Origin of the sequence: Paenibacillus sp. WLX1005, from assembly GCF_046603685.1 — a bacterium.
In the GTDB taxonomy this organism is placed as follows: domain Bacteria; phylum Bacillota; class Bacilli; order Paenibacillales; family Paenibacillaceae; genus Saccharibacillus.
The window spans coordinates 2,545,800-2,560,934 of sequence record NZ_CP176756.1; the positions used below are offsets into that span (position 1 = coordinate 2,545,800).

Sequence of the window (15,135 nt, forward strand, 5' to 3'; positions counted from 1 at the left end):
ACAATTCATAAACGAATCAACTAACAACCAAATATCAATAATGAAATATGTATCTATAATAAAACTCATTTCTTTATAACTGAAAACTACAAGCAAACCCAATCTTAAAACAAGTGCCAAATCTTTCTCTTAAGCAAACCCTAAATCTTTTAAAACTGCTACTACCCATCCAATACAGTAGGTACGGATGCAGGAAAAGGCTGCGAGCATTGCGGAACGGAGGAAAGGAAATAAGGGAAAAGGGACGACTTCTAGTGTTTGTGATTTTCAAACACGGGGTTCAATCAAAAGTGATTTTTGCGATAGCAAAATATCTTACTGCTTTAAAGGGGCGGGAATCTTCATTCCTTCTTACATTCAAAAGATTCCCGCGGTTCCACTGGAGTCCCGTTCCCTTATTCCTTTCCGAAGTGAATGATAATGCACAGCACCGTTTCCATTGCACCACCCCACCCATCCCAACCAAGAGGAGGTTACCCCATGCACATCCAAATGACTAATATCCACAAAGCCTTCGGCACCAATCAGGTACTGAGCGGCGTGGATTTCGAACTGCGTGAAGGCGAAGTTCATGCGTTGATGGGCGAGAACGGTGCCGGCAAATCGACGCTGATGAATATTCTCGTCGGGCTGCATGCCCGCGATGAAGGTACGATCACTATCGACGACAAGGAAACGTATTATACCGATCCCAAGCAAGCGGAAGAACAGGGAATCGCTTTTATCCATCAGGAACTGAATATCTGGCCCGAGATGACCGTACTGGAAAATCTGTTTATCGGCAAGGAAGTCACCACCTCCATCGGCTGGCTGGATTCCCGCAAAATGAAAGCGCTGGCACAGGAGCAGTTCCGCCGCCTCGCTGTGCATCTGCCTTTGCAACAGGAAGCAGGACAATGCTCGGTCGGTCAGCAGCAGATGATCGAAATCGCCAAAGCGCTTATGACTAACGCGCGCATCATCATTATGGACGAACCGACCGCCGCTCTGACAGAACGCGAGATTCAGAAGCTGTTTGAAGTGATTCGCGCTCTGAAAAAGGAAGGCGTGTCTATCGTATACATTTCGCATCGGATGGAGGAGATCTTTGCTCTTTGTGATCGGATCACCGTTATGCGTGATGGCAAAACCGTCGATACACAGGACATTCCACATACAACCTTTGACGATGTAGTACGCAAAATGGTCGGACGCGAGCTCACCGAACGTTACCCAACACGTCATCCGAAGCCGGGCGAACTCGTGCTGGAAGTGAACAATGCCAGCAAACGCGGACAATTTGAAAATGTCAGCTTCCATGTACGCTCTGGTGAGATCGTCGGCTTCTCCGGGCTGATGGGTGCTGGACGTACCGAGATTATGCGCGCGATCTTCGGATTGGATTCGCTCGATAGCGGTGAAGTCCGCGTACATGGTAAAAAGGTCAACATTCGTCGCCCGGACGATGCGGTACGTCATGGCATCGGCTTTATTACCGAAGACCGCAAGGACGAAGGATTAGTACTCGACTTCTCTATCCGTGAAAATATGGCGCTGCCCAATCTGTTCAGCTTCACATCCAAAGGATTCATTTCCGGCAAAAAAGAGCAGGAATTCGTCGATACATTGATCAAGCGTTTGCAGGTCAAAACACAGTCATCCGAAACGCCAGCACGCAGTCTGTCCGGCGGGAATCAGCAGAAGGTCGTGATCGCCAAATGGATCGGTATCGGTCCAAGCGTACTGATTCTGGATGAACCGACACGCGGTGTCGATGTAGGCGCGAAACGCGAAATTTACCAGCTCATGAACGAGCTGACCGACCGCGGCGTGGCGATTATTATGGTATCGTCCGAGCTTCCAGAAGTGCTTGGCATGAGCGACCGCATCATCGTCGTGCATGAAGGCAAATTAAGCGGCGAGCTGAATCGGGAACAGGCAACACAGGAAACCATTATGACATTGGCAACAGGAGGACAATAATTATGCAAACGACATCGCAAAGCAAGTCCGGCGCACTGAACGTTTCCGCTTTTACTCAGAAACTAGGTCCGCTGCTCGGTTTTATCATTCTCGTCGTGATCGTCTCTATTTTGAATCCGGCTTTTCTGGAACCGCTGAATATTCTAAATCTACTGCGTCAGGTGGCAATTAATGCGCTGATCGCATTCGGTATGACGTTTGTGATTTTGACCGGCGGTATCGACTTGTCGGTCGGCTCGATTCTAGCATTATCCAGTGCCTTTGTTGCGAACCTGATGCTGTCCGGTATGGACCCGATTCTGGCGATCATCGTCGGTTGTCTGGCAGGTGGAGTAATGGGGATGATCAACGGTCTGATGGTAACAAAAGGAAAAATGGCACCATTTATCGCTACGCTGGCTACGATGACCGTGTTCCGTGGATTGACCCTAGTGTACACAAACGGGAATCCGATTACAGGGCTTGGCGACAGCATGGCATTTCAGTTGTTCGGTCGCGGCTATTTCCTCGGTATTCCGGTGCCAGCGATTACGATGATTATCGCATTTGCGATTTTGTGGGTGATTTTGCATAAAACAGCGTTTGGTCGCAAAACGTACGCAATCGGTGGTAACGAAAAAGCCGCTATCGTGTCCGGTATCAAAGTGACCCGTGTAAAAATTCTGATCTACTCACTGACTGGTGCACTGGCTGCGCTGGCAGGTGCGATTCTTACATCCCGTCTAAACTCAGCACAACCGACCGCTGGTACATCATATGAACTTGATGCGATTGCAGCCGTTGTCCTCGGTGGAACAAGCCTTTCCGGTGGACGTGGACGCATTGTCGGTACATTGATCGGTGCGCTGATCATTGCAACCCTCAACAATGGTCTGAATCTGCTCGGCGTATCGTCCTTTTACCAGATGGTTGTCAAAGGTATCGTGATTGTCATTGCCGTTCTGATCGACCGTAAACGCTCGGCGTAACGAGATCGCACGTCAGGATGGAATATTGTAATATAGTCGAATGTTACAATTCTCGGTGACAATGAGTCAGTTAAGCATCTGTTTTGCCTACGTATTGCAATCATCCTATAGATGACCTCATCCACATAGGATACAACTGAGAGCCATATATATTACGCAGTCATTGTAGCAACACGATGACATATCAATTGCAAGCAAGCCTAGCGAAAGAAGGGAACTAACCATGAATACAATAAAACTATTGCTCGCCGCTATGCTAACCGTACTGCTGCTGGCTGGCTGTTCCATGCAGCCGCCTAACTGGGCAAAGCCGGAAAAAGCAACCACTACGGGCGAGATGATCATCGGTCTGTCGATCTCTACACTAAACAACCCGTTCTTCGTTTCACTCAAAGACGGTGTAACCGCAGAAGCGCAAAAGCTGGGCGTCAAAGTGATCGTTGTCGATGCGCAAAATGACTCTGCCAAGCAGAGCAACGATGTAGACGATCTACTGCAACAAGGCGTAGATGCGCTGCTAATCAACCCGACCGATTCCGCAGCTATCTCGGCAGCGGTACAATCGGCGAACGGTCTGGATATTCCGGTTATTACGCTTGACCGTTCCGCAGATAAGGGCGAAGTAAAAACGCTTGTCGCTTCTGACAATGCCAAAGGTGGACGCATGGCAGCCGACTACCTCGTCAAACAGCTAGGTGAAGGCGCCAAAATCATTGAGCTGCAAGGTGTACCGGGCGCTTCCGCTACTCGTGAACGCGGCAAAGGTTTCCACGAAGTCGCTGATAAGCAGCTGGACGTTATCGCGAGTCAGGCAGCCGATTTTGACCGTACCAAAGGGCTGAATGTTATGGAGAATCTATTGCAGGCGAATCCGGACGTACAGGGCGTATTCGCTCACAACGATGAGATGGCACTGGGCGCGATTGAAGCGATTGAAAGTGCAGGCAAGGACATTCCGGTTGTCGGTTTTGACGGTAACGAGGATGCACTCAACTCGATTAAAGAAGGCAAGCTGACGGCAACCGTTGCCCAGCAGCCTGACCTGATCGGACAAATGGCAGTAGATGCCGCACGCGATGTACTGCAAGGCAAATCCGTCGAAGCTTCCATTCCAGCACCGCTGAAGCTGGTAACCAAGGATGGCGATCAGCAGTAATATAAACGAGTAGTGAGCAAAAAATAGTAGTTTCCACTTCCATCATCTGCGTCTAAAGTTGAAGTGGAACATATCTGCTCAAATTACGTTTCAATTCAGCTAAATCATAGCGTATGGTATACAAAAACGGCGACAGCTAAAATCATGTCGCCGTTTTTGCAATGCTTCATTATAAAGTGAAAATCGTGCTTCATTACAAGTTCAACGGTGCTATACTACCGCAGCATGTTTTATATTTTATTCCAATATGAAGTACATGCAAAATACATATAGTTACACCTGTATACTCGTTATTCAGCCATTTCCACTAACCACGTTGCTAACGCCTCATGAGAATTCAATCGTTTTGCAATAATCGCGTTCGTCAATCGTTCTGCAAATGTCTCCATATGCGCACTCCTCCATTTTCCATCTTCGGAATCAAGTATAGTTCACCATGACAGTAATTCTATGTTTAGAAACGTTGGATGTTATTGATCATAATTCTCATCATAAAATACACTGCTGCTCTCCATGATATGTTATAATTCGGAGTTCATACATCCTAAAAGATACATGTATTAGTGTAATCGGACTCATCCGGTTGCTATAGAGGTTGTAAACGGTTTAAGAATACTATAAAAACTCAAGGGAGCATGATGTATGTTTATGATTTTGCTGTTGAGCTGCATCATTATCGGCTTGATTGCACTTGGTAAAAAGCTGCCTGCCGCACCGACAGCAGCAGGGAGTATGGTTATGGCACTTGGCATTTTTGTGCATGGCATCTGGCAACATCTGACCGGTCAGCCGCTGACCAGTCTTTCCGCTCGATTGCTGATTATTGGGATCGTACTTGTGTGGCTGTATTTGCTGGCAAGTTATTTGACCTCGATTCGTCGATCCACCTTTTACGAAGATCATGTTTCGCATCCGGTCGAACGCTTTGCAATCGGGACATGGGTAGCGGGTACTTCGGCGCTGCTTATGAATCTGTACACTGGATTCAATGCGGACTGGCTGAATGAAACGGTTCATATTATGGCGACGCTCAATCTGGGGTTGTGGTTATTTTATATGGGCATTGTGGTTCAGGGATGGTACAAGCTGGCGACAGATTCCCATTCACAGCGGATCGACAGTGTAATATTGCTGCCAGCAGTAGCAACCCAATCCATCGTACTCATGTGCCATCAGGTATTTCAACTGCCAGTCGGTGTATGGCTGAGTCGTACCTTTATTATACTGGGCTTGCTCTGTTATGTAATCGGTGTGGCGTTGATGGTATGGCGTTACCGCAGAATGGAGCAACGCAGCGTACAGAATTGGAAAATCACCTATTGCATCACCTACGGAAGTCTTGCGATTACCGGCGTAGCGATCAGCTTGACTGGTGCATGGAGCAGTGGAGTAAGTTACGGATTCTGGTGGGCAAGTCTGATTGTTCTTGTTATCGTCGAAAGTGCAGAGACAGTTCGCGCGATTTGGCGCATACGTGCTTATGGGTGGCGTACAGGGGTGGGACGATATCATACGGCGCAATGGACGCGCATTTTTACGCTAGGCATATTTTATTTTCTTACGATACAGACTGTGCAGACAGCGACTGGCAATGTCATCACAATGGGGCTGCACAATGTCATTTTGTCGGTCGGTACATGGATCATTGGCATTTTGCTGGTGATGGAGCTGATTGTCTGGTTCCAAAAATCGTTTATGTATCATCCTGCCGTGCCAGCGCCAGCCGCCGAGCATACGCATAGCCAAATCTAAACAACAAAGCCGAATCACATTCATCGAAAATGGAAGTCTGTTTGTAGTACAGCGCTCCATTTGATGATAGCGGATTCGGCTTTTTGTTGTGGATATTGATCCTATGCATAGGCATGATGAAGATTGTTATCCCTATCTGATGTAGCATGGCATAGTGACATTTACCGAGACTGAAACGCAGCCATACGTGCTTGCAAAGAATCCAGACGCGAAGGCAGCACTGGCAGTGTACAATCATCTACGTCATCTACATTCAGTCCGTATGACTCCTGCTGTGCATGTGGATGTTCCATGCTACCAGCAAGGATTTTGGAATCGATAAAATCAAGAATGCTTAGCAAGGAGTCCACTTGCTGCTGGATTTGCTCACGATGCTGAAGCAGGTGATCGTGCAATTCCGGTGCGTCATCCAAACTACCATGAATACCGCCTAACTGGATATACGGCTTCATTTCCTCTAGCGACATGCCGGTTTTTTTGAGACATTGAATCATTTTCATCTGGCGAATACTGTTACGGTTGTAGGTGCGATGACCATTTGCTTTACGAGTGGCAGCAGGCAATAATCCAGTTTTCTCATAAAATCGGATCGTATCTTCGGTCAATCCCGCCTGTCGCGCCGCTTCGCCAATAGATACGGGATCATTAGTAGGGGCAGCACTTGTGGCGGAGTTCAAGTTCGTGGAATTGAAAAGTTGAGTATTCATCATCATCACTCCTTGGATTATTTAGACTACGGGACTACAAGACTACAAGAGTGTTTTATTTTGCAAAAGAACATGGACGGATATTGAAGTTACCGCTTTATTGAGTGAATAAGATGCTCTATTGAATAGACAAGATGCTCTATAAAATCGTGCTTGCATTTGTATCGCTACCTCTATTGTAAAACCTGGAGTCAACTCCAAGTCAAGCCCAAACCAACCCCAAACCAACCCCAAACCAACCCCAAACCAACCCGTAAATTAACTTTCTATACTTCTATTCATTATTTATCCATTTCAGCGGTATAACTTTTCTAATCCAATCCCACATTTGCTACTTGACCTGGTGTCGACTTCAGGTTGTACGCTAGAATCCACTTCATCACGAGATGTTGGATGAAAGCATGCACATTCCGAGGAGGAAAATCATATGAGTACCGATTCATCTGAAGCTATAATGAATACCAGTCATATCGACACCAGTCATACTGACAGCAAGGCAACACAACAAGTTGCACTTGTCAGCGGTGCGAGTAGTGGGATTGGCTTGGAGTTAACTCGTTTGTTATTGAGCAAAGGCTACCATGTGATTGCGCTGAACCGGTCTGAATTTGAAAATAATGAGGACAATCAGGACATTCACCAAGCATTGCAGGAAGGGAGAATACGAATATACCGCGCTGATCTGAGCGATTTTCAGCAACTTCGAACAGCCTTGGAGCAGATTAAGGTGCAGGAGCAACGAACTGATATTGTATTCAACAATGCAGGTAATAGTCTGTCTCAACTAACGTTATCTCCGCAAGGACGAGAGCTGCATTTTGAATTAATGACCGTTGTGCCGTATATCATTACGATGGAATTGTTGCCATTGTTAAGTGCAGGGCAGGGAGGAACCGTCATCCATACATCGTCTGCTGCGTTTGACTATTTACAATCATTTGACGTCGATGAACTGGATCATCCGACTACATTCCGCAAGCTCATCGGTCCGTATGCGTCGTCCAAGTTGGCTTTAACATTGTGGGCGCGTGCCGCATCGTCTTCACTGGCAGCGCAAAACGTCATGATCCGTAGCGTTGATCCTGGTGGCAACAATACGCTACGCAAAAACAAACCGAGTGGATTGCCACTATTCGCGCGTGTATGGATGAAGTGGTTTATGGCACATCCATCAACCGGAGCAAGCAGGTTGTATAATGGGGCAGTTGGAGAATATCGTCAGCAAACCGGAATTTTGTTGAAAAAAGAGAAGCCGGTAGAGCCGCGTTTTATTGAAAAAGCTGAGGCAGTGTGGGAGAAAGTAGATCATATTTACCGTCAGGAATACTTGCCGATGTCTTAACAGGCAGTTACAATTTGATAGCCTGAGCCTGAGCCTGAGCCTGAGCCTGAGCCTGAGCCTGAGCCTGAGCCTGAGCCTGAGCCTGAGCCTGAGCCTGAGCCTGAGCCTGAGCCTGAGCCTGAGCCTGAGTAGAAACGAAAACAAAACAGGCGACAGTGCCGGATGAACCGGTGCTGTCGCCTGTTTCGGATGGTTGATGATTTATTTGGAGCCGAACGTTCCGTCATCCCCAATCGGGAGCGTCCAGCGTCAAACCTTGTATAGCTTATAACGTAACATGCAGTCTTACCATTCAATCTTGTGGATGAGATAAAGGACGATGCGAGTTTTACAGCTCTTCGCCGTTTGTTGCGATTACATTCTGATACCAAGCAAACGAATCCTTTTTGGAGCGTGCCAGTGTACCATTGCCATCATCGTCCTGATCAACGTAGATGAAGCCGTAACGTTTGGACATTTCAGAAGTGGACATACTAACGAGATCGATAGGCCCCCATGCGGTATAACCCATCAGTTCCACGCCATCACGAACCGCTTCTTTCATCTGCTCAATATGCTTGCGCAGATACTGGATGCGGTACGGATCGTGAATAGAACCGTCTTCTTCGACTTTGTCATAAGCACCGAGACCATTTTCCACGATAAATAGTGGTTTTTGGTAACGATCATACATCGCATTCAGCGTGACACGCAGACCGATCGGGTCAATCTGCCAGCCCCAGTCGGAGGATTCCAGATGCGGATTCACGACGCTGCCGGACACGAGGTTACCAACGCCCTCTTCACCAGTCGGGTTTTCCGAAACGGTGATTGTCATATAGTAACTGAATGAGATGTAGTCAACAGTGTACTGCTTGAGTAGCTCATCGTCGCCGTCTTCTTTTTGCAGTACGATATTGTTTTCTTCAAAATAACGATCCATGAACTTCGGATATTTGCCGCGTGCGTGCACGTCTGTGAAGAACAGGTTCATCTGATTGGCAACCTGTGCTTTGCGGATATCTTCTGGATTACAGCTGTTCGGGTACGTTTCCATACGTGCCAGCATACAGCCGATTTGTGCATCTGGAATGATGTCGTGACACAGCTTGGTTGCAATAGAGCTGGCAACGAACTGATGATGCAGCGCTTGATACATACCTTGCAATTTGTTGTCTAGACGATCTACGACAACGCCACCGCCAGTGAAGGCGCTAATAGTGATCACGTTGATCTCGTTGAAGGTCAGCCAGTATTTCACTTTGTCTTTGTAGCGTTTGAATACAGTCTCAGCATAGCGTGCATAATGATCCACAACGGCGCGGTCGATCCAGCCGTTATATTTTTGTGTCAGACCGAGTGGTGTCTCATAGTGAGACAGTGTTACTAACGGCTGAATGCCATGTTTGAGCAGTTCGTCAAAGACGTTATCGTAAAATTGCAGACCTTCTTCATTCGGCTGCTCATCATAACCGTTCGGGAAGATGCGCGACCAGTGAAGGGACATGCGGAACACTTTGAAGCCCAGCTCAGCGAACAGAGCAATATCTTCTTTGTAATGATGGTAAAAGTCAATACCGTCACGTTTCGGGAAGCGTGCTTCAAACGAACCATCTAGAATATCTTCGATTCGTTGGGAAGAGATTTCCATTGCATGGGACATATCTTTGCTGCGTTGGTCTTTCGGAATATAAGCGATCATATCAGCACTAGACAAACCTTTGCCGCCTTCATTGTAGCCGCCTTCCAGCTGATTAGCTGCGGTTGCGCCGCCCCACAGGAAGTTTTTCGGGAAACCTTTTGGTGCCATATTCATGACCTCTTTCTACGTATAGTATGGATTGACCGCTGAAACCAAAAAAAACCTAAACCGGAACAAAAGCAGCATCTTCATGCCGGTTTCGTTGCCAATTTAGGTTTTGCCTGCATTACCAGTAACAATCCTATGTTATGTTTTGCCTGTTTCATGTTCATTGTAAACGATGATAATAACGTTTTCAAGTTTTTCGTTGATGAAGTATTTTGAGAATGTGGCTGTTCACCGAATTGCCCTTGGTGCTGTCGAAATATGTCTTCTGCAAAGGATGTAAATAGTGTTATACTAAATGCAATCATCCGGATCGCCGACCGTTTGCGTATATGATGCTGTGGGCTGATCTGAGGATAAAGGAGGTGAATCCCTTTGCAGGACTTTCAAGACTGGTTACCTTATGTCATGTCACTGATGCTGATTATCGTGCTGACCTGTTCCCTGATTTTGCGTTTATATTGCGATGTGACACGCTTTTGGCTGATTGGCAGCCGTAACGAAGATCATCATTTCTTTCCGCTGATCCTGTCCATTACGAGCCATCCGGCACCGCTGCGCTTATCGCGTATGATCCGCCGGAAGGAAGCGCCGGACGATGATAATTCAGACTGTGTATCCTTGTTGACCTCATCCACTATGAATGATCAACAAGGAGGAACAACATGGAAGGTTTCAAGGGATTCACAATCGGTAAAAGAGGTCGTTTATACGGTCTGATTATTATGGCATTGATGGTGCTACTATTATCAGGATGCAGCAACAATGTCAGTTCTATTGATGCCACTACACCGGGATTTTTTAACCATTACGTCGTTTACCCGCTATCCTACAGTATGCAGCATATCGCTGGCTGGTTTGGCGGCAGCTATGGAATGGCAATTATCGTGCTTACGCTGATCGTGCGGCTCGTATTGTTGCCATTAATGATGAGACAAGCCAAGTCACAGCAGGGCATGAAGAAGATTATGAGCAAAATGCAGCCTGAGCTGGATGCTTTAAAGCAAAAATACGGCGACAAAAAAGACGCTGCTCAGCAACAGAAAATGCAGCAGGAAATGATGGAGCTGTACAAAAAGCATAATTTCAATCCGCTAAATATCGGTTGTTTGCCGATTCTGATTCAATTACCGATTTTGTCTGGTATGTACACAGCGATTCGTCTCACACCAGAGCTGTCCACGCATTCCTTCTTATGGTTCAAGCTGGGGCAGCCTGACTGGATTCTGGCGATTATCGTAGCGGTATTGTATCTGTTCCAAGCCAAGATTTCGCAGAAAACGATGACACCGGAGCAGCAAAAGCAAATGGCGATGATGGCGTACATTTCGCCGATTATGATGGCATTTTTCTCGTTCAGTGCACCGGCAGCGATGCCGCTCTACTGGATGGTAAGCGGTACGTTCCTGATTTTGCAAACACTGCTGTTCCAGCGGATGTATCCAGTCGATGCGGCGCCAATTGCTGAAGCGGCAGAGGCGGTGATCGAAGAAGAATTTGGTAAACCACAATCCAAAAAAACGTCTACATCGTCCCAATCTTCTTCGGTTTCGACTTCATCATCGAAATCGGCAGTGCAACTGAAGCAAAACGATGCGTCAGATGCGACAGCAATGCGTTCTTCAACAGCACCATCTTCAAACAGTAGCAAACGCAAGAAAAATAAAAAGTCATCTGTCAGCAAACCAGCCAATCCGGCAAAGTTGTAACATTGTTCCAAAGCAAGGGTTTGCACCAATCGCAATGACGCTCAGATCATCGTAAGATGCTATATTATCCTTTTCCAGCCATTTCCTATTCGAGGGAGATGGCTTTTTGCTATTGTTGGAAGGATGAACATGTGCTTCTCTGATATAAATTATGTTTGTATAGTAATCCATACAGGGATCATCAGGAATAAGCTGGATGATAAAAAGTGAAATAAAGCGCTTACCCAATTCTGTAATGGGAATTTGTCAGTTTTAGTATAGAACAGCTGTAAAATCTGGTAAGCTATATGTATAGAAATAAATACAGATAGATAACCATCAGACGATGGGGTGGAAGGGAAATGAGGCAATGAAGCTGTTTAAGATCATCATCCAGATTGCGCTGCTGTACGCATTCGCCTGGCTGGGCGGTATGATTCAACAGTGGCTGCATCTGTCGATCCCGGGTAGTATTCTTGGATTACTGCTGTTATTTGTATTGTTATTGTGCCGGGTCATTCCGGTATCGTGGATTGAGACGGGCAGCAATACGCTGCTTTTTTATTTGCCGCTCTTTTTCGTACCGGCAACGGTTGGTGTGGTCAACCATCTCGATCTGTTCGTCGGTAAAGGGCTATTGCTGGTTGCTGTTGTGATCGTTAGCACAGCGCTTACGATTGTGATTGCCGGTCATGTCAGTCAATGGCTAGCGATGCGCATGGAGCAGAAAACGGCTACTGTTATAACCGAAGTATCGGAAACGACGAAAGAAACCGAATGGTCGCGGAATGATTCTGGCGAACGTGTAATGAATCTGACGATGGATAAGCATACTAGCGACGATAATATCGCTGATCAGCGCAATCCTTTTAACCATGCGGAAGATCAAAGCAACCCATTGCATCCTACATCTAAGCAGAAGGCAAATATTCCTGCACGAAAATCGAGTAGCAGTGGCGGTTCAACAGGAACTGCTGTGTATCGAGAGAAGGGCGATCGCTTATGAATATTTTGCTGGCTGTCATCATTGTTGTACTGACAGTGTTCATCTATGCGGTAATGGCGATCATTTATAAAAAATATCGGTTGCCGTTTCTCATGCCTGCGCTGACAGGCACGGCGGGGATTGTTGTTTTACTCGTGTTATTTCATGTGCCGTATTCGACGTATATGGTTGGCGGGCAGTGGATTAATCAGCTGCTTGGACCGGGTGTAGTGGCGCTTGCGTATCCGCTATACAAGCAGCGGCAGCAATTGTTGAAAAACTGGCTGCCGATTGTCGGCGGATCGCTGGCAAGTGTATTTGCGGGAATGCTCAGCGGGATGCTGCTGGCGGTCATGTGTGGATTCAGCCGCAACTTTATTTTATCCGTCGTGCCCAAATCGGTCACCACGCCGGTAGCGATTCAGATCGTCAATCATCTGGGCGGCGACTCATCGCTAACATCGGTATTTGTGATGATCGCCGGATTCACTGGAGCGGTAGCGGGTGTCTATTTGTTAAAATTGTTCCGTATCCATCATATGATCGGTAGCGGCATCGCTCTGGGTAGTGCGAGCCATGCACTTGGTACTGCCAAAGCGCTAGAAATTGGCGAGCGTGCATCATCCATGAGTTCGATTGCAATGACGATTAGCGCAATTGTTGCTTCCATTATCGCGCCATTCGTTGTTTGGCTGGTGTTTCATTGACAAAAAGAGATCCCGTTTGCTGTTCCCAACAGCAGAGCGGGATCTCTTTTTGCTTATGCTTAATTGATTCCCCACTTTATACTGCGTCGCTCCTCGTGCAGGAGTGTGGATTGAAAGTTCGCGAAGAAGTTAGCCGGATCGGTCTTACTGCGTAAACTCTTAATATGCGTTACACTAGGAAAATTCCTGTTCATTTCTTGTATACCCTCTTGTATACTCTAACATTTATTTTTATTTCTACAGGTTGTCATTAGCAAATAGGAATACTATAATGAACATATGAATAATTGCTCATATGTTTTATTTTATGAAAATACGGATAATAATACTAAGAACGAATGCACAAGGAGCTGATACTATGTCTTCCCAATCTACCAAACCGAACAACCAACATAATAACGATGCACATCATGACCACACCCATGATCACGATGAAACTACCCAGCATGATCATTCGCATCAACATCATCATGATCACAGTCATCGCGGACATTCACATAGCCATGGACATTCGCACAATCACGGGCACGGGCATTCTCACGCCCACACAACGAACAAGAAATCGCTAACTATCGCTTTTTTCCTGATCGCCAGCTTTATGATCGTAGAAGTGATCGGTGGACTGGTCACTAACAGTCTAGCACTGCTATCAGATGCCGGGCATATGCTGAGCGATGCGGCGGCACTCGGCTTGAGTCTGTTAGCGATGATCTGGGGACAGCGGCAGGCGAATCGGGATAAATCGTACGGTTACAAACGATTTGAAGTGCTGGCAGCATTTCTGAATGGGATTGCCTTGACGGTCATCTCTATTTATATTTTCTGGGAAGCCTTTGAGCGGTTTGGCAATCCGCCGGGCGTAGCGAGTTCTGGCATGCTGTTGATTGCGATTATCGGTTTGCTAGTTAATATTGCTGCCGCTTTTGTATTAATGCGGGGCGAAGGTTCGTCGGACAATCTGAATATGCGTAGTGCTTTATTGCACGTATTCGGCGATCTGCTCGGATCGGTGGGCGCGATTGTTGCAGCGCTGCTCATCATGGCATTCGGCTGGAATCTGGCAGACCCGATCGCCAGTGTAATCGTGGCGGTGCTTGTACTGATCAGCGCCTACCGGATTACGCGTGATTCCATTCATATTCTGATGGAAGGAACACCAGCGAATATTGATACTGAAGACATGAAGCAACGTCTTGGACAGATTCCGCATGTGAACGGCGTTCACGATCTGCACGTCTGGTCGCTCACTTCGGAATTGCCGCTACTGAGTTGTCACCTGATGATCGACCACCGCGATAACGGCTCCTCCATTATGGAACAAGCTCGCGCTTTGTTACAAAAGCAGTACGACATCGGGCACATTACAATTCAACTGGAAACCCCTGATATGAAATGTGCGGGCAATGAACATTAAGCTATCCCATGACTACACTGCCTATACGTAAAAATGGATAGGAATCTAAATACCATACAGCAATGTTGATATGTTGATGTACAATCGTAATGTTCGTTTACACTCCTGTATATGATCAGGAACAAGTTTCATCCAAAATAACATGTATGCAAAAGCAAAAGCTCTCCATGTCCTGATCATACACAGGATGGAGAGCTTTTATTATTTATGGATCAAATGCTGATGCGTCTGTTTGAAAATCTCCTCAACGTGATGATCGTCCAGCGAATAAAATACCGTTTTACCTACTTTACGCGGTTTCACGATTCGCATATTACGCAAATACCGCAGCTGGTGCGAAACGGCAGATTGCGTCATATCCAATACGTCGCAAATATCATGCACACACAGCTCTTGCTGCAACAGTGCGTAAATGAGTCGTACCCGTGTCGGGTCGCCCAATGCTTTAAAAATTTCCGCCATCGATAGCGCGGTGTCGTCGCTGATCAGTTCTTGCTTGATACGAGCAAGTGTCTGCTGTGAAGCTTCACTGGCGTTCTCGCAATGACCGCATTCCTCGATAAGTGTTTCCTGCTTCACGAAATTCACCTTCCTCGTATAACGTCGTATCTACATTATACCAAAAATCGTTGTGATTACGAATAACAATTTTGCAAAGGAAAGGCTCT

General features: G+C 46.6%; 12 protein-coding genes and 1 pseudogene. 10 read left to right on the top strand and 3 right to left on the bottom strand.

Annotation, left to right across the window (positions count from 1 at the left end):
- The first annotated feature begins 480 nt into the window (after positions 1-480).
- The 4 genes from ACE3MZ_RS11035 to ACE3MZ_RS11050 all read left to right on the top strand — a co-directional run bounded on the left by ACE3MZ_RS11035 (position 481) and on the right by ACE3MZ_RS11050 (position 5,838).
- Positions 481-1,962 carry a sugar ABC transporter ATP-binding protein gene (locus tag ACE3MZ_RS11035; protein WP_411346477.1) on the top strand — a complete coding sequence of 494 codons (1,482 nt, stop codon included), beginning with the start codon at positions 481-483 and terminating at the stop codon, positions 1,960-1,962.
- A 2-nt stretch (positions 1,963-1,964) separates the two neighbouring features.
- The gene (gene rbsC, locus ACE3MZ_RS11040) at positions 1,965-2,930 is read left to right on the top strand and encodes a ribose ABC transporter permease RbsC (RefSeq protein ID WP_411346478.1); all 966 of its coding nucleotides are present in this window, start codon (positions 1,965-1,967) and stop codon (positions 2,928-2,930) included.
- Positions 2,931-3,153: 223 nt separating this feature from the next.
- Complete coding sequence (gene rbsB, locus ACE3MZ_RS11045) at positions 3,154-4,086, top strand: ribose ABC transporter substrate-binding protein RbsB (RefSeq protein ID WP_411346479.1); 933 nt, start codon at positions 3,154-3,156, stop codon at positions 4,084-4,086.
- A gap of 642 nt (positions 4,087-4,728) precedes the next feature.
- Complete coding sequence (locus tag ACE3MZ_RS11050) at positions 4,729-5,838, top strand: hypothetical protein (protein ID WP_411346480.1); 1,110 nt, start codon at positions 4,729-4,731, stop codon at positions 5,836-5,838.
- 161 nt (positions 5,839-5,999) lie between these two features.
- Here ACE3MZ_RS11050 and ACE3MZ_RS11055 read toward each other — a convergent pair whose 3' ends face one another.
- A complete protein-coding gene (locus ACE3MZ_RS11055) occupies positions 6,000-6,545 on the bottom strand; it encodes a MerR family transcriptional regulator (RefSeq protein ID WP_411346481.1) in 546 nt (181 codons plus the stop codon).
- A 427-nt stretch (positions 6,546-6,972) separates the two neighbouring features.
- Between ACE3MZ_RS11055 and ACE3MZ_RS11060 the strand changes: the two genes are divergently transcribed.
- The gene (locus ACE3MZ_RS11060; protein ID WP_411346482.1) at positions 6,973-7,887 is read left to right on the top strand and encodes an SDR family NAD(P)-dependent oxidoreductase; all 915 of its coding nucleotides are present in this window, start codon (positions 6,973-6,975) and stop codon (positions 7,885-7,887) included.
- 328 nt (positions 7,888-8,215) lie between these two features.
- Here the strand turns inward: ACE3MZ_RS11060 and ACE3MZ_RS11065 are convergent, their stop codons facing one another.
- Entirely contained in the window at positions 8,216-9,682 is a 1,467-nt protein-coding gene (locus tag ACE3MZ_RS11065) for a glycoside hydrolase family 1 protein (protein WP_411346483.1), read from the bottom strand.
- A 366-nt stretch (positions 9,683-10,048) separates the two neighbouring features.
- Here ACE3MZ_RS11065 and ACE3MZ_RS11070 point away from each other — a divergent pair, with 366 nt between their 5' ends.
- From ACE3MZ_RS11070 to ACE3MZ_RS11090, 5 genes and pseudogenes are all read left to right on the top strand, one after another.
- Positions 10,049-10,393 carry a hypothetical protein gene (locus ACE3MZ_RS11070; RefSeq protein WP_411346484.1) on the top strand — a complete coding sequence of 115 codons (345 nt, stop codon included), beginning with the start codon at positions 10,049-10,051 and terminating at the stop codon, positions 10,391-10,393.
- Positions 10,339-11,130 (top strand): annotated as a pseudogene (gene yidC / locus ACE3MZ_RS11075) (membrane protein insertase YidC); the annotation flags it as partial. The gene ACE3MZ_RS11070 and the pseudogene yidC, both read left to right, overlap by 55 nt.
- 601 nt (positions 11,131-11,731) lie before the next feature.
- Entirely contained in the window at positions 11,732-12,367 is a 636-nt protein-coding gene (locus ACE3MZ_RS11080; RefSeq protein ID WP_411346485.1) for a CidA/LrgA family holin-like protein, read from the top strand.
- Complete coding sequence (locus ACE3MZ_RS11085) at positions 12,364-13,053, top strand: LrgB family protein (RefSeq protein ID WP_411346486.1); 690 nt, start codon at positions 12,364-12,366, stop codon at positions 13,051-13,053. Before ACE3MZ_RS11080 ends, ACE3MZ_RS11085 begins: the two co-directional genes overlap by 4 nt.
- Before the next feature lie 358 nt (positions 13,054-13,411).
- A complete protein-coding gene (locus tag ACE3MZ_RS11090; RefSeq protein WP_411346487.1) occupies positions 13,412-14,467 on the top strand; it encodes a cation diffusion facilitator family transporter in 1,056 nt (351 codons plus the stop codon).
- 201 nt (positions 14,468-14,668) lie between these two features.
- Here the strand turns inward: ACE3MZ_RS11090 and ACE3MZ_RS11095 are convergent, their stop codons facing one another.
- A complete protein-coding gene (locus ACE3MZ_RS11095; RefSeq protein ID WP_411346488.1) occupies positions 14,669-15,046 on the bottom strand; it encodes an ArsR/SmtB family transcription factor in 378 nt (125 codons plus the stop codon).
- Positions 15,047-15,135 lie beyond the last annotated feature (89 nt).